This window comes from Enterococcus sp. AZ140, from assembly GCF_051714405.1.
Classification (GTDB): Bacteria; Bacillota; Bacilli; order Lactobacillales; family Enterococcaceae; genus Enterococcus_B; species Enterococcus_B pernyi.
In genome coordinates this window covers 2,032,489-2,048,037 of sequence record NZ_JBIORU010000001.1, presented here as the reverse complement: position 1 = coordinate 2,048,037, position 15,549 = coordinate 2,032,489, and the positions used below count along the sequence as shown (strand labels likewise).

General features: G+C 38.8%; 17 protein-coding genes. 13 read left to right on the top strand and 4 right to left on the bottom strand.

Annotated elements, in window-relative coordinates; translation table 11 throughout:
* The first annotated feature begins 124 nt into the window (after positions 1 to 124).
* Both IGJ39_RS09380 and IGJ39_RS09375 read left to right on the top strand, forming a co-directional pair.
* Positions 125 to 1,447: a hypothetical protein gene (locus IGJ39_RS09380; protein ID WP_108146349.1), complete on the top strand. Its 1,323-nt coding sequence runs from the start codon at positions 125 to 127 to the stop codon at positions 1,445 to 1,447.
* A gap of 42 nt (positions 1,448 to 1,489) precedes the next feature.
* Positions 1,490 to 2,071: a hypothetical protein gene (locus IGJ39_RS09375; RefSeq protein ID WP_010734993.1), complete on the top strand. Its 582-nt coding sequence runs from the start codon at positions 1,490 to 1,492 to the stop codon at positions 2,069 to 2,071.
* Positions 2,072 to 2,216: 145 nt separating this feature from the next.
* Here the strand turns inward: IGJ39_RS09375 and IGJ39_RS09370 are convergent, their stop codons facing one another.
* A complete protein-coding gene (locus IGJ39_RS09370) occupies positions 2,217 to 2,543 on the bottom strand; it encodes a hypothetical protein (protein WP_108146358.1) in 327 nt (108 codons plus the stop codon).
* Between the two features lie 236 nt (positions 2,544 to 2,779).
* On the opposite strand from IGJ39_RS09370, the gene IGJ39_RS09365 reads away from it, so the two are divergent.
* The 3 genes from IGJ39_RS09365 (at position 2,780) to IGJ39_RS09355 (ending at position 6,953) form a co-directional block, all read left to right on the top strand.
* On the top strand, positions 2,780 to 3,250 hold the full coding sequence (locus IGJ39_RS09365; protein WP_108146351.1) for a hypothetical protein: 471 nt from the start codon (positions 2,780 to 2,782) through the stop codon (positions 3,248 to 3,250).
* Positions 3,251 to 3,390: 140 nt separating this feature from the next.
* Positions 3,391 to 4,275 (top strand): phosphate ABC transporter substrate-binding protein PstS family protein, encoded by an 885-nt coding sequence (locus tag IGJ39_RS09360; RefSeq protein WP_108146352.1) that lies wholly within the window; start codon positions 3,391 to 3,393, stop codon positions 4,273 to 4,275.
* A 224-nt stretch (positions 4,276 to 4,499) separates the two neighbouring features.
* Complete coding sequence (locus tag IGJ39_RS09355; RefSeq protein ID WP_438764540.1) at positions 4,500 to 6,953, top strand: cation-translocating P-type ATPase; 2,454 nt, start codon at positions 4,500 to 4,502, stop codon at positions 6,951 to 6,953.
* Between the two features lie 100 nt (positions 6,954 to 7,053).
* On the opposite strand, the gene IGJ39_RS09350 is transcribed toward IGJ39_RS09355, so the two are convergent.
* Together IGJ39_RS09350 and IGJ39_RS09345 are read right to left on the bottom strand one after the other, a co-directional pair.
* Positions 7,054 to 8,796, bottom strand: coding sequence for an ATP-binding protein (locus IGJ39_RS09350; RefSeq protein WP_438764538.1), 1,743 nt, complete (start codon positions 8,794 to 8,796; stop codon positions 7,054 to 7,056).
* Entirely contained in the window at positions 8,793 to 9,497 is a 705-nt protein-coding gene (locus tag IGJ39_RS09345; protein ID WP_010734999.1) for a response regulator transcription factor, read from the bottom strand. Before IGJ39_RS09345 ends, IGJ39_RS09350 begins: the two co-directional genes overlap by 4 nt.
* 127 nt (positions 9,498 to 9,624) lie before the next feature.
* On the opposite strand from IGJ39_RS09345, the gene IGJ39_RS09340 reads away from it, so the two are divergent.
* The 5 genes from IGJ39_RS09340 (at position 9,625) to IGJ39_RS09320 (ending at position 13,073) form a co-directional block, all read left to right on the top strand.
* A complete protein-coding gene (locus IGJ39_RS09340) occupies positions 9,625 to 10,098 on the top strand; it encodes a DUF523 domain-containing protein (RefSeq protein WP_010735000.1) in 474 nt (157 codons plus the stop codon).
* Positions 10,088 to 10,426, top strand: a complete 339-nt coding sequence (locus IGJ39_RS09335) for a putative DNA-binding protein (protein ID WP_010735001.1) — start codon at positions 10,088 to 10,090, stop codon at positions 10,424 to 10,426. The genes IGJ39_RS09340 and IGJ39_RS09335 overlap by 11 nt, the downstream gene beginning before the upstream one ends.
* Before the next feature lie 20 nt (positions 10,427 to 10,446).
* Positions 10,447 to 11,865, top strand: a complete 1,419-nt coding sequence (gene ffh, locus IGJ39_RS09330) for a signal recognition particle protein (protein ID WP_010735002.1) — start codon at positions 10,447 to 10,449, stop codon at positions 11,863 to 11,865.
* 96 nt (positions 11,866 to 11,961) lie between these two features.
* A complete protein-coding gene (locus IGJ39_RS09325; RefSeq protein WP_104776380.1) occupies positions 11,962 to 12,525 on the top strand; it encodes a DNA-3-methyladenine glycosylase I in 564 nt (187 codons plus the stop codon).
* 14 nt (positions 12,526 to 12,539) lie between these two features.
* Positions 12,540 to 13,073, top strand: coding sequence for a dihydrofolate reductase family protein (locus IGJ39_RS09320; protein ID WP_104776379.1), 534 nt, complete (start codon positions 12,540 to 12,542; stop codon positions 13,071 to 13,073).
* Between the two features lie 65 nt (positions 13,074 to 13,138).
* Here the strand turns inward: IGJ39_RS09320 and IGJ39_RS09315 are convergent, their stop codons facing one another.
* Entirely contained in the window at positions 13,139 to 13,693 is a 555-nt protein-coding gene (locus tag IGJ39_RS09315) for an NADPH-dependent FMN reductase (protein WP_104776378.1), read from the bottom strand.
* A gap of 318 nt (positions 13,694 to 14,011) precedes the next feature.
* Here IGJ39_RS09315 and rpsP point away from each other — a divergent pair, with 318 nt between their 5' ends.
* From rpsP to IGJ39_RS09300, 3 genes are all read left to right on the top strand, one after another.
* Entirely contained in the window at positions 14,012 to 14,287 is a 276-nt protein-coding gene (gene rpsP / locus IGJ39_RS09310) for a 30S ribosomal protein S16 (RefSeq protein WP_010735006.1), read from the top strand.
* 11 nt (positions 14,288 to 14,298) lie between these two features.
* Complete coding sequence (locus IGJ39_RS09305) at positions 14,299 to 14,547, top strand: KH domain-containing protein (RefSeq protein ID WP_010735007.1); 249 nt, start codon at positions 14,299 to 14,301, stop codon at positions 14,545 to 14,547.
* A gap of 104 nt (positions 14,548 to 14,651) precedes the next feature.
* Positions 14,652 to 15,467, top strand: coding sequence for a hypothetical protein (locus tag IGJ39_RS09300; protein WP_104776377.1), 816 nt, complete (start codon positions 14,652 to 14,654; stop codon positions 15,465 to 15,467).
* The last annotated feature ends 82 nt before the right edge of the window (positions 15,468 to 15,549 follow it).

Here is a 15,549-nt window from a genome sequence, read left to right as displayed (position 1 = left end):
TAATTTTGTAAATTAGTAAAATAATAAAAATAAAAAATATTTCTTTGCGTACTTTATATAAGAGACATTTTCAGAGTATTGATGAACCACTCTGGAAAAACTATTGATAGAGTGAGGTTAAGCAATGAATTGGCAAACATTATTAACAAAAAATGCACAGAATATCTTTTTACTGATCAACCAAATGAAAGATCTGAGATGGAAGAAAAGCGACTTAGCAAAAAGGATGGATGTCGATGTCAAAACGATCGATCGTTATTTGAAGCGATTGAAATCAGAGGATTATCCCTTAGAACTAGCGTATGACAAAAAAGAAGTCCAACTGGTTTATCATCAAGCATACAATGAGCCATTTCTTTTGTTTGAATTTTTGATCCGATCGGATTCGTTCTGTTTATTACGGGATCTGATTTTACAAAGGGAATACTCCTTCGAATACGATCGTTCCGCACAAGAACGATTGAAAAAATGGTTAGGGGATTATCATCTTTCTTTTTCCTACAAAAAGCGGCAAATCTATGGTTCTGAACGAAAAATCAGATATTTACTTTTTTGTTTTCTCAAAGAGTTCCCAACTTTTTTTAAGGAAGACCATGATCAAACATTTTCAGAACTATTCATCCAACTTCTAGACCAACGTCCCAAACATACAGATATTGAGATTTTTACAAATCATCAATTGTTCTTCTATGATATTTTTCCAGAACTACTCTTTCGCTCTGAACAAAAGCTTCCGACAAAAGAAAAGAATTATCGGGCTATCCTGCGACTGAATAGCCATTTGATCACAGAAAAGCGGTGGGAAAGGATCGAAAAAACCTCCGTCTATCAAAAATTATCGATCGTTACTGAAAAATTAGATTCATTATTTTGGTTGACGAATGATTTTGAAAGTTCCAACAAAAAGAAAATAACAAGAGTACTATTCCAAGAGTGGTTAAAATATTCAATTGGTCTTCATGATCGCTTTATCCATGAAGAAGCTGTTGCCTACCAAGCATTAGCAGACACGATCCCTAATTTTATTGAAAAATCAAACCAGTTTCGTATCGCTTTGCAACAAGCTTTGTTTCAGCCAACCACCGATTGGGCAAGGATGTTGCTGAAATTATTAAATGAACGAGGCTATCTGGAGATGTATGCACCGGAAGTCAAAATCGTGTTCTTTTTTCGCTATGACCATGAAGAAGCTAGACGACTTGCAGCAATTTTAGATAAAACGTTACGTCATCGCAAACGCACATCGATCCACGTATGTACCAGGAGTAAGCCACCTAGTTATGCTCAACTTGTCATCACAGACCACTTTTTTTCTGCTAGTCTCACTAATGATCAGAAAACTTATTTTTATCAAGACTCACTTGGAATCGAAAAACTATTATCAGACATCGATTATTGGATCAACACAAAGATAACTTTTACGAGTAAACGAATCATCGAACGCTAGAATATGCTATAATGGACTGGAAAAACAAAGGAGGAAAATCCATTGGAATTAAAGAAACTAGAAGTACCTACATCTTCGATTACAGAAGTGAAAAGATCGCCGATGGATGTGTTTGACCAAGCTAGAAAAGCTGAAACAGGCGTATATATTTTTAATCGTGAAAAAGTTGCTGGTGTGATGTTGACCCAAGAGCAATATGAGACGTTGTTGCAAGAATTAGCCACGCTTCGCCAACTCGTTGCGACAGAAACAGAAGAGGCAAAAACAAATGGAACTGGGACAAACGAACCATTCACAAAAAATCGCACGGCCATCGTATCCACTTCTGAATCGTTAGATGAATTGGTTAGCGCCTTAAAACAATATTTAGTTACAGGTGTATCTATCTCTGCTAAAAATCTTGATGAACGAATGGTGGCATTGGGATTCATTACGAAGAAAACTGGTTTTGGCGGGGTTGTTGATATGCTCAATGAATTAACAGAAACGGGTAAAATCAATTACCAATTAAGGAAAAAACCAAATGGTAAAATCGTAATCGCAGAGATCATCGGTGAACAAGATAGTCAATCTCAACTATTCGATAAGCTGATCATCAAAAAAATCTATTTACATGAAATATAAAAAACTACGAAGTGTTGCCTTGATTGCTTCGCTAAACATTGAACCTAGGCCAAAAAGAATATAAAAATAAAAGTAAAGCCCTCTAACGACCACTAGCCGTCTCTGGGGGTTTTACTTTTATTTTGCTATCTAAAAAAGTGAACGCTTATTTTACTTGCTTGCGCGAATAGGCAAATATACTACCCCAAAAGATCCCTAATAACTGTGGAAATAAGTAAACACCAGCGAGCAGTAAGATGATCTGTTCAGGCGAAAAAGGATGATATAAAAAATGCCATTCAGTACATTTAGCAAAACATAAATAAGAGGTGATCGTAGAACAAAGATTGCCAAGAACCAATGTTCCTAAACGATTGGCTCGTCTCAACGTAAAACCAAGGAAAAAAGCCAAAAATATCAATAGTATAAATAGGTTGACCGAATGATAATAATAATCAAAAAGTAGTGCAAGATAAAAATAAGGTACACACATCAATAAATAAATTGTTTTTTTTATGTAGCATAATCGCAAAGGTACATTCCTCCAAACCTTTTCCTTGTTTTTTATTGTAAGATCAAACAATGAATAATCAATTCTTTTTAGAAATATTCTGAATAAAATGAATAAAATCTCATTGCTTTATTCTTAAAAAACTAGTCTTTCCCCTCAGTTTTTTTAGAGAAATAGAATATAGTATGATAGATGGAGTGTCTTTTGGGAGGTTTTGTATGAAAAAGAGAATAAAACTAGAACAATTGTATTTATTTCTTTGGTTTTTCCCAATTTTTCTTTTGCCTTTTACATGGGTGAATGCAGTGGTACAAGGTGCCGAGATTCTAGGCATCATCAATGGAAGTGGCTTTATTATTTCCAAAAATTTTCCGACATTGACCCTTTTTTATTTTTTGATCAGTGTGAATTTGATCGTTTCAAAAACATTTATAAAAAAGTATAATTGGCATTTGATCCAGTTTTCTTCTATGCTGGTCTTTACATCTTATTTCTCGATATTACCGAGGATCATCATCGGTCCGAATGGATTAAGTGAAAGTGGACTAAAAGATACAAGCTATTCTGCGATGTATTTTTTGACCATCAAACCTTGTTTTTATATAGCGATTGTTTCCTTTGCGTTAGCAGTCGGCCTATTCTATTATACAGAGATCCGTGAACAATCTTTACTTATAGAAAAGATATAGTTTTTTGTAGGACGTCCATTTTCGGACGTTTTTTGTTTTACGATATATTTACACAACTTAACAATAACTTTACATATTCAATATCTAGGATTTACAGTACCCTGATACAATCAATTTGTAACTAAGAAAGGGGCATACAAATGAAAAAAGTTTTATTTTCTTTAGGAGTATTAGGTTTTATCTTAGCTGGATGTGGTTCTGGTTCAGGAAGTACGGATGGATCAGCAAGCAACTCGGCTAGTTCAGATGATCAAGTAAAAATCGTAGCGGTCGGTTCAACCGCTTTGCAACCTTTAGTTGATGCTGCACAAGAAATGTTTACACAAGATAACCCCAACTATCAGATTTCTGTTCAAGGTGGCGGAAGTGGAACAGGTCTTAGTCAAGTAGCGTCAGGTGCTGTAACAATCGGAAACTCTGATGTATTTGCAGAACAAAGAGATGGAATCGATGCAAGTAAATTAGTAGACCATCGCGTAGCAGTTGTTGGAATGGCACCAATCGTAAATAAAGATACAGGCGTTGATGATATTACAAAAGAACAATTGATCGACATCTTCACTGGCAAGATCACTAACTGGAGTGAATTAGGCGGAGCAGATCAAGAAATCAACGTCATCAACCGTGCAAACGGAAGTGGAACACGTGCAACATTTGAATACTGGGCATTAGATGGCGCAGTGCCAGTACAATCTCAAGAACAAGATTCATCTGGAACAGTTCGTCAAATCGTTTCACAAACACCAGGCGCGATCAGCTATTTAGCTTTCTCTTATTTAGATGATTCTACTCAAGCGTTGAAAATCAACGGCGTAGAGCCAACTCCTGAAAATGTCTCAGACAACAGCTGGGAAATTTGGTCTTATGAGCATATGTATACAAATGGCGAACCTGAACCAGAAGTGAAGAAGTTCTTAGACTTCATGATGACAGATGCCGTTCAAGAAGGACCAGTACAAGATTTAGGCTACCTACCGATCAGCATGATGAAAGTTGAACGCGACGCAGAAGGTAACTTATCATAAGATTGAATACATCTTTCAATCACATGTTTATTCATAACGACTACCATTGATCATTAAGCTTAGTTCCTCGTTGAGGATCTAAGCTTTTTTAGTTTATTGCCCACTCTACGTTTTCGTTTTTTTCCATATGACAGTTTTGAAAGAAGAATATCAGTTATATCTGAGGATTTATTGGACGAAATGACGTATGGTTAAAGAGTAGAAAAAAAGTTGAGGGATTAGTTATGAGAAGAAAAGAAAAACAGCGAGAAAAACAGATGCAGCAAATGTTGACACAATTAGAACGCATTGATCCTAACAAAAATGAAGGGCTGACAGACACACAGGTACAAGAAAGAATCCGTGTTGGCGCTGTCAATCAAGCAACGAGTCCTACATTTAAAACGAACAAACAGATCGTGATGGAGAATGTCTTTACTTATTTCAATCTGATTTTTTTAGTCTTAGCGATTCTATTATGTGTCGTCAATTCCTATAAAAATTTGACTTTTTTACCTGTCATATTGGCAAATACGGGCATTGCAATCTATCAAGAGATCCATTCCAAGAAAATCTTGGATCAGTTGAGCATGTTACACGCCGCAACGGTCAAAGTATTACGGAATGGTCAAGAACAGAAGATAACTATCGAAGAGTTAGTGCTAGATGACCTCGTCATTCTAAAAACAGGAGACCAGATCCCCGCAGATGGAAAGATCATAGACGGCAATCTACAAGTGAATGAAGCGCTATTGACTGGTGAAGCGGATGAGATAAATAAGGAAATCGGCGACGAACTAATGTCGGGAAGCTTCATCGTCGCGGGTAAAGCGAAGGTTCAGTTGACACGAGTCGGCAATGAATCTTATATTGCCAAATTAACGATGCAGGCAAAAGAAATGGGTACTGGAGAACAATCAGAGATGATTGCTTCGTTAGATAGGATCATCAAGTGGGTAGGGATCATCATTATCCCCATTGGATTGACCTTATTTTCTCAAAGCTATTTTTACAATGGCAATACGTTGAGGGAAAGTATTGTTTCGATGGAAGCTGCGTTGATCGGTATGATTCCTGAAGGGCTGTACCTACTCACGACGATTGCTCTAGCAATGAGTGCGACACGCCTAGCGAAACAACAAGTGTTGCTTCATGACATGAAAAGTATCGAGACGTTAGCACGAGTGGATGTATTATGTGTCGATAAAACAGGAACAATCACTGAAAATGCAATGGACGTTCAACGTGTGCTGATTCCTGAAAATTCTTTAGCAAAACAAACAGCAGATCAGTTGGATGAATTACTTGGTGACTACGCACAGGCAATCGAAGCTGACAATGAAACGATGCAAGCAATCAAAAATTACTTCACGAAGCATTCTGACAGGGAGGCAACAGCAAGTTTACCCTTTTCTTCTGTGAGAAAATATAGCAGCGTGACATTTACGGATAAAACGTATGTCCTTGGAGCACCAGAAATGGTCTTGCGTGAAGCGTTCACGAGTTATGCTTCTGAATTTAGCGCGTATACGGATCAAGGCTATCGGGTATTAGTTTTCGGTGAATACCAAGGAGTACTTTCACGAGAAGACTTGGAAGAAGCCGTTATCCCGTTAGGTTATTTATTGATTGCCAATCCGATCCGTCAAGAAGCGAAAGCGACGTTTAATTACTTTAAGAAACAAGAAGTTGCTATCAAAGTGATTTCTGGTGATAACCCAGCGACAGTTGCTCATGTTGCCACACAAGCGGGTATTTCAAACGCGGAGCAATATGTGGATGTCTCCTCGTTAAGGGAAGAAGAATTTCCAGAAGCCATGGAAAAATATACCGTCTTTGGCCGTGTCAAACCAGAACAAAAAAAGGAATTTGTTCGTTTACTAAAAGAGAAGCATACAGTGGCGATGACTGGGGATGGGGTAAATGATATCTTGGCGATGAAAGAAGCCGATTGTAGCATTGCGATGGCATCAGGGAATGAAGCGACGATGCAAGCTGCACAAGTGGTCTTGTTGGAATCAGATTTTTCTAAAATGCCAGAGATTGTTGGCGAAGGACGGCGTGTCGTAAACAATATCGAACGTTCTGCCAGTCTTTTCTTAGTAAAAAATATTTTTTCATTCTTATTGTCTGTTTTTTCTGTTCTTTTTGCATTCACTTATCCATTAGAACCTTCACAAATCACATTGATCAGTTTATTTACGATCGGGTTACCTTCCTTTTTATTAGCATTGGAAGAAAATGAAAACCGAATCAAAGGCCGATTCATTGAGAACGTCTTGGAAAAAGCCATTCCGGGTGGTCTGACCGATATGATGGTGGTAGGCGCTTTAGTCGTGGGTGGTTCAATTTTAAATCTGAACAAAACCGATACGTCGACAGCTTCTACCATGTTGCTGATCGTTGTTGGCTTTTTAGTCCTTTATAAAATCTGTCAACCATTGAACCAATTTCGAACACGGATCATGCTATTTTGTGCAAGTGGAATCGTCTTTTCTGTTGTCTTCTTGCATAAACTATTTTCAATATCAGCCATTTCTCCAGTGTCTATCTTAATGGTGGTCATGCTCTTTTTCGCAGCAGAATCCATCTTTCGTCAGTTGACCTTTTTCGTGGAAAAATATTTGCATTTAGATAAGATCGATGCGACACGTACGAAAAAACGTTGGAGAAAAGTATTTCCCTTTTTCAAGAAGTGAGCCAAGACTTATTGTATACAAAAAGATAGCGTCAACCTCCTAAAACAGAAATGTTCTTGGAGGTTGACGCTTATTTCATTTATGCCTATCAGGTTCACGATTAATTGATTTTAGGGATCGTCACAATAAAGGTAGAGCCGATACCAGGGTGACTCTCGATCTCCACCGTACCATGAAGTAAATTCACGTATTCTTTCACGATCGACAATCCTAATCCTGTACCACCTGAATGGCGACTACGCGCTTTATCTACACGATAAAAACGTTCAAAGATGCGTTCTTGATCTTCGCGATCGATACCAATACCAAAATCTTGTACAGAGAAAATCAGCTGATCGTGGCTTTCGTAGCGAAGGATGATCTCACTTTCTTCTTTTGAATATTGGATCGCGTTTTCAAACAAGTTTTTGATGATCGGGTAAAGCAAATCAGGATGTGTCGTAAAGGCAGTATTTTCTCCAATCAATTTGATCGTCAACTGTTTTTTCCGGATCATTGGTTGATAGCTTTGGATCACCTGTTGGAAATAAGGCTCCATATAGATCGTTTGGGTTTCATGTAAACTCTCTTCGTCTTTTGATAACTGAATAATTTCTCGGATCAGCTTATCTAAACGAATCGCATCTTTTTGCATGATCAATAGAAATTCAGTCAGTGTGTCGGGGTCTTCTTTTGCACCGTCCAGTAAAGTCTCAGTAAACCCGATCAAAGAAGTGACAGGTGTTTTTAATTCATGTGAGACATTGCCGACAAAATCTTTTTGCATTTTTTCTAAATGTCTGACTTTTGTCAGATCATAAGCAACACCTAAAATTTGGCCAGTATCCTCTGAACTATTGAAATAACGCAAGCTGATATCCAGTGTTTGCGTACCGTCAGCAATCGTGACTTCTTGATGAACGATCGGTTCAGTCGGAGAAACTTGATGGATCAATTGGATCAATTTTGGTTCGCGGATCACTTCTGTGTAATGTTGATTTTCTTGATAATCTTTCACACCTAGATGGACTTGCATTTTTGGATTAAGCAGACGCAGTGTCGCATTGGAGTCAATCAGAAAGACACCGATCATCAATTCATTCAACAAGCTGTATAATTGCTCTTCCGTCGTCGTATAGGCGCGATACATTTTGGTCATCTGTTCACTCAAGCCATTGATCGTCTGGTATAATTCTTCCCATTGATCAGAAGTCTGCATAATGATCTCCGTTTGTTCCGGGTTCTTGACCATCTTTTTCAAAACAGGAATCACTGTTTTGAGTGGTTGGTTCCGTTGGTAAATCAGATAGTAGATCATAAATGTCAATAAAAGAAAGAACACCAAGAAGAAGCCGAATACCCATCGGCGAAAACTTTCCGTGCGAGGAAGAAAGCCACTTGTAGGTTCAGCGATGCGAATGATCGCTACTAATTTCCCATTGACTTTGATAGGCAAGGCGACATAAAGTAATTCTTCGTTCAATGTCGTACTCTTACGAAGCGAAGTGCCAAGCGTACTGCCTTCTAAGATCGCTTTGATTTCCGGACGTGTTTTTCTTTGTTCATGCAGAGAAGATTCTTCCGTGTCATAAATGATCGTGCCAGTTTGATCGATCAACGTCACTCGTTCATTGGATTGATGGACAAATTCATCCAGAACTGCTTTATTACTAGCAGAAGCAGGATTCTCGACATCTAGTTGACGTGCCAATAGCTGCGCTTTTTTAGTCAAATAACTTTCTTGCTGTTCAATGATCTGTTGTTGGAAATAATGGGAGATGATCTGCCATCCGCCAAAAAATAAGCCAAGCAACAAGAGAAGAAAAAACAAGCGCTCGGAGAATTTTTTCCATTGTTTTTTCATCGTTTTGGTTCCTGAAATTTATAGCCAAAGCCCCGAACAGTCAGTAAATATTTAGGATGTTTCGGGTCACGTTCGATTTTTTCACGTAAATGGCTAACATGGACATCAACGATACGACTTTGTCCAGAAAAATCAAAATTCCAAATACGATCCAACAGTGTATCTCGGTCGATCACTCGATCTTTGCGTTTCATGAAATAAACAAGTAACTCAAATTCTTTCGGTGTGAGTTCGATTGGTTGGTCCTCGATCGTCACTTGATAATTCGTCAAGTCAGCTTTGATTTGTCCAATGGATAAGTATTCTGGTTCTGCCTCATCAGATTGAGTTTTACGGGGTTCGATCCGACGAAAGATGGCTTTCATCCGTGCAAGGACTTCCCGAGGGCTGAAGGGTTTCGTCAAATAATCATCCGCACCGATCTCCAGTCCAATGATTCGATCGACTTGATCATCTTTAGCTGTTAGGATCAATATAGGTGTGTCATTTTTTTCTTGACGGAGTTTTTGTGTGATCGCGATTCCGTCGATCGAAGGAAGCATCACGTCTAAAATAATGAAATCATATGAATGTTCCAATGCAAGATCAAGACCTTCTTGACCATCTGCAGCACTGGTTACTTTATATCCTTCTTTTTCAAGATTGAATGTCAGTAATGTTACAATTGAGGGTTCGTCATCAACAACTAGTACTTTTTTCATAAATTCTCCTTTTGATAAATTTCATCTCCTTTATTTTAGCACAGAATCGGGGGCAAGGACTATTTAACCAGCTAAATAAATGGTATAATATAAAAGCAATTTGCTCAGCTAAAGGAGAAAATGTCCGATGATCGGTATCAGTGCTTGTTTAGGTGGCGTGTCATGTCGCTATGATGGCCGGGAACAAACAATCCCTGCCTTAAAAAAACTCGTGACAGAAGGTCAAGCAATCGTGATCTGTCCAGAAGTAGCAGGAGGTTTGCCCATTCCAAGAGAACCAGCAGAAATCGTTGGTGGTGATGGGTTTGATGTCTGGGATCATCAGGCTAAGGTCATGACGATCTCTGGAAAAGATGTCACAGAAGCCTATAAAAAAGGTGCGATCAATGCTTATCAAGTGCTAAAGGAAAAGCAGATCTCAACGTTGATCTTAAAAGCAAATAGTCCTTCCTGCGGCTCATCAACTATCTATGATGGTAGTTTCACTGGTAGTCTGAAAGAAGGCATTGGCGTAGCTACCGCCTATTTTCTCCAACAAAAAATCAGTGTCTGCTCAGAAGAAGAGTGGATGGATCAACGAGGTGAGTTGAATGGAAATTGAGAAAACCAATCGGATGAATGCTCTTTTTGAATTTTATTCGACACTGTTGACTGAGAAACAAATGAATTATATGGAATTATATTATGCAGATGATTTCTCACTTGGAGAAATCGCTGAAGAATATGAAGTCAGTCGCCAAGCAGTTTATGATAATATCAAACGAACGAGCAAGATCTTGGAGAATTACGAAAAAAAACTCCACCTTTTTTCTGACTATGTCGTTCGTGAACAGTTGTTGACAGAATTGACGAACTATATCAATGAACAGTATCCTGAAGATCAAACGCTACAAGGATACATCAAAAAAATTCAAGAAATCGAAGAATAACAAAAAGGAATGAATAAAATATGGCATTTGAAAGCTTAACTGAACGCCTACAACAGGCGATGTCAAAGTTACGAAAAAAAGGAAAAGTCTCTGAAGCTGACGTCAAGGAAATGATGCGCGAGATCCGTCTTGCGCTATTAGAAGCCGATGTCAACTTACAAGTAGTCAAAGATTTTACGAAACGTGTGCGCGAACGTGCAGTTGGAGCAGAAGTACTTGATAGTCTTTCTCCAGCACAACAAATCGTAAAGATCGTGGATGAAGAGTTAACGATCACTCTGGGTTCTGAAACAGTTGAATTGACTAAATCTCCTAAAATCCCGACTGTCATCATGATGGCTGGGTTGCAAGGGGCAGGTAAAACAACGTTTACTGGTAAATTAGCGAATTATTTAAAGAAAAATGAAAATGCTCGTCCCTTGTTGATTGCAGGTGACGTGTACCGTCCTGCTGCCATCGACCAGTTAAAAGTTTTAGGACAGCAATTGGATGTTCCGGTTTTTGATATGGGAACAGATGTGAGTCCTGTAGAAATCGTTCGTCAAGGGATGGAACTCGCAAAAGAAAAGAAAAATGATTACGTATTGATCGATACAGCCGGTCGTTTACACATTGATGAAACATTGATGGATGAATTAAAACAAATCAAAGACTTGACACAACCTAACGAAATCTTACTCGTTGTTGATGCGATGACTGGTCAAGACGCCGTCAACGTTGCGGATAGCTTCAATCAACAATTAGGGATCACCGGGGTCGTCATCACAAAATTAGATGGAGACACACGTGGGGGAGCGGCGCTATCGATTCGTTCAGTGACCGGTGCACCGATCAAGTTCATCGGTTCTGGTGAAAAGCTGACTGACTTAGAAGTCTTCCATCCAGATCGTATGGCAAGTCGTATCCTTGGTATGGGGGATATGTTGACGCTGATCGAAAAAGCGCAACAAGACTATGATGAGAAAAAAGCAGAAGAGCTTGCGCAAAAAATGCGTGAAAACTCATTTGACTTCAATGATTTCATTGAGCAATTGGATCAAGTCATGGGTATGGGCCCAATCGAAGACTTATTAAAAATGATCCCAGGGATGAATCAAATGCCAGGAATCGAAAATATCAAAGTTGATCCGAAAGATGTTGAGCGTAAAAAAGCAATGGTATATTCGATGACACCTGCAGAACGTGAAAATCCAGACCTATTGAATCCTAGCCGTCGACGCAGAATTGCTGCTGGTTCAGGGAACAGCGTAGTGGAAGTCAATCGTATGATCAAACAATTCAAAGAATCCCGTAAGATGATGCAACAAATGTCTAAAGGGGACATGAATATTCCTGGCATGGACCAAATGTTCGGTACTGGCGTCAAAGGGAAGCTAGGAAAAATGGCGATGAATCGCATGATGAAGAAAAACAAAAAGAAAAAGAAGAAAAAGAAATAAACAGTAATCAAGTGCAAAAAAGCTTCGAAGACGTATTTAATTTTGTCTTCGGAGTTTTTTCATACATTGTTTGAAAATCCTAAAAGGAGTGAGTCGATGAAACGCTGTCCATGGAGTGAATCAACTGAAATGATGCGTGAGTACCATGATACGATTTGGGGGGGACCTGAATATGAAGATCAACGACTGTACCGTAAATTAATGCTTGATATCAATCAAGCAGGTCTTAGCTGGCAAACGATCTTGAACAAGAGCCAAGCTTTTGATGAAGCTTATGACCAGTTTGAACTCGAAAAAATTGCCAAGTATGATGAAGAAAAAATCGAAGAATTGATGAACAACAAGGGGATCATTCGCAATCGTCGAAAAATCGAAGCGGCAATAACGAACGCACAAGCTGTTTTGGCAATGCAAGCCACTGGACTCAGTTTTTCGGATTATCTCTGGTCTTTTGTGGATGGCAAAGTGGTAACCGGAAACTACCAAGACCAAAGTGAAGTGCCAACTACTAGTGAACTCTCTGATCGTATCTCAAAGGACTTGAAAAAACGCGGCTTCAAATTTATTGGAAGTACGACCATTTATGCCTTTTTAGAAGCGGTAGGGATCATCAACGATCACCTGATCACTTGTTTTCGCCACCAAGAAGTCAAACGCTAAAGGAGAAGGATAATATGTCTAAGATCATTTTTTACGGAGCAATCAGTATGGATGGCTATCTAGCAACAACTAATGATGACTTACAATGGCTCTTCGATACGCCTACTGGGGAAAAAACAACCTATGATGCGTTTTATCAAACCATCGATACAACGATCATGGGCAGAAAAACGTACCAAGAAGCCAAAAAATATTTAGATACAGCCAAGATCTATCCAGAAAAAACCAATTATGTCTTTTCAACAGACAAAAAATTGAAGTTGGAGGATGCTAGGGTCGTTCACGAAGATCCCGTAAGCTTTCTCAAGGGGTTGAAGGAATCAAGTGAACAAAGGATCTGGGTAGTTGGTGGGGGCAGTTTGCTCAAACCAATCATTGAACAGCAACTGATCGATGAATGGTACATTCAAATTGCGCCGGTTTTACTTGGGAATGGGATTCGTCTTTTTCAAGAAGGGGATTATGTACAGCGGTATCAATTGGTGGACACGAAACGCTTTGGGGAGTTTATTGAGCTACACTATCATAAAGAAGAGCACAAAGAATAGTAGGTCATACAAAAAACCACGAAACAACATGCTGTTTCGTGGTTTTTTGTAAAATTAGCAAGACATCAAGCGTTCAATTTTCCAGCGAAATCTAGATACGCATCTAAAATCGTTTGGAAGAAATCAACGGTTCCTTGGATAATGTTGCCATCTTCATCAAGTAAGTTAGTGATATTTCCGATATACGCTTCTGGTTGTTGTAATGTTGGGACATTTAAAAAGACTAATGATTGACGTAAGTGATGATTTGCGCCAAAACCACCAACTCCACCAGGAGAAGCAGTGACCACTAAACCAGGTTTTTTATCCCAAACACTTTGACCATAAGGACGTGAACCAACATCCAAGGCATTTTTCAATACAGCTGGTACTGAACGATTATATTCAGGAGTAACAAATATCACGCCGTCTAGGTCTTTGACCTCTTCACGGAAACGTGTCCATTCTGCAGGTGTTTGCTCAGGTGTTTCAATGTCTTCGTTATAAAAAGGAAGGTCATCGATTTTTATAAATACAGGCTCGTATCCTTCCGGTAATAAGTCCGCAAAAGTTTCTGCAACTTTCTTATTGTATGAATCTTTTCTTAAACTTCCGATGAAAAAACCAATTTTTTTTGTCATAAAACAATTCCTCCTTCAATCTTTCTATATTTATCTTACAAAAAATAAGTAAACTGAGCAAATAAAAACACTTGGGTTATTTTAATGTGTGATCGAAAACACAGGAAATGCTTATGGATAGGGGATTTACAAGCTTCCTATGTTCAACCTTGATGATGCAAAAAAAGTAAGAAGAAATCCGTAGAAAAGGACACTAACTACTTAGAGAAAGAATAAAAATAGAAAAAAATCAGACTGTAAAGAAAAAAAGCTTTACAGGGTAAAAAAAAACTGGTACACTACATCTTGTGAATAAAACAATGGAGGTGGAAATATATAATGGCAGTTAAAATCCGTTTAAAACGTATGGGTTCTAAAAAGAGTCCTTTTTACCGTATCGTCGTAGCTGATTCACGTTCTCCTCGTGATGGACGTTTCATCGAAACTGTAGGTACTTACAACCCTTTGAAAGACCCTGCAGAAGTAGTTTTAAAAGAAGATTTAGTACTTGACTGGTTATCAAAAGGTGCACAACCTTCAGATACAGTACGTAACATCCTTTCAAAAGAAGGCGTTATGAAAAAACATCATGAAGCTAAATTCTCAAAGAAATAAGGTGACCGGATATGAAAGATTTAAGCGACTTAGTCTTAACAATCGTTCGTCCGTTAGTTACTTATCCTGATCAAGTCCAGCTAGAAGTCGTTGAGTCGGAAGATTTTTACGAATACAATCTAACTGTGGCTCCCGAAGATATCGGTCGTATCATCGGTAAACAAGGACGCGTTGCGAAAGCAATCCGCACGATCGTTTACGGAGTACGAATCAATGCACCGAAAAAAGTGCGTTTGAATATCATCGACAATAAAGAATAAACTGTTTCGTTTTCGCGAAACAGTTTTTTTGTGTTCTTTAGAGATCATATTTGGCAAAAACAGGTACAAAGCGTATCCTTAATAGTAAGAGAGGAGTGTTTCGAATGAAAAAAATAGGGTTGATCAGCTTATTCGCAGTCGCTTTACTCGGTGCCTGTCAATCACCAAGTGAAACGAGTCAAGAAACGACAAATGAAACAGTTCGTACGACAGAAACAAGTACTTCAAAAGAAGAGATAGGGTCATCTTCCGTAAGTAGCAATGAGACAGTCTCATCAGCTGAAACAAGTACGAGTACGCAAGAAAATTCGACGCAAACTGCCTTTGAGCAATTGCAAAAAGAGTATCCAGACACACCGATGCCCAAAGAGATCCCAGTTGGGTCATCTAACTTGAACATCGCAGCAACGATGACAAAACAAGGCTTTTCTGTCTTATACTATCAATCAGAACAAGCGCTACCACTAAACGACGCCTCATTGAACCAAGCAGAACCAATCGCTTCTTACCTTTATCAAGATGACTTTGCATCTTCCCAAGAAACACTGAACACGATTCAGCCATTTACGGTCGATACTGGAGGAAGACAAGTCGATCTCGGTTATAACATTGTCGGTTATCAACAAGGTGCTGCTGGTTCTTCGATTCTTGAATGGCAAGAAGGAAATTGGCGGTTACGAATACGTGCCAGCAATATTGACGGACAAGATCCTGTACCTTTGGCGAAACAGATCGTGACTTACTTGGAGTCTGCCCGCTTACCTGCACCGGAAAAAGTCGGAACGATCGAAATCAATATGACCGATGGCACGAATCAAAATACTCGAATCATTTGGCAACAACCAACCACTGTCTATACCATCACGAATCAAGATACGATGAATGCATTAAAAATGGCTGTTTCCATGGAACAACAATAAAAGAAGACTAGAATTGCCAAGAACCACATGCTAAAATAGACAGGAAACGATAGAACACTCTGAGTCCAAAAGCAAATCGTGA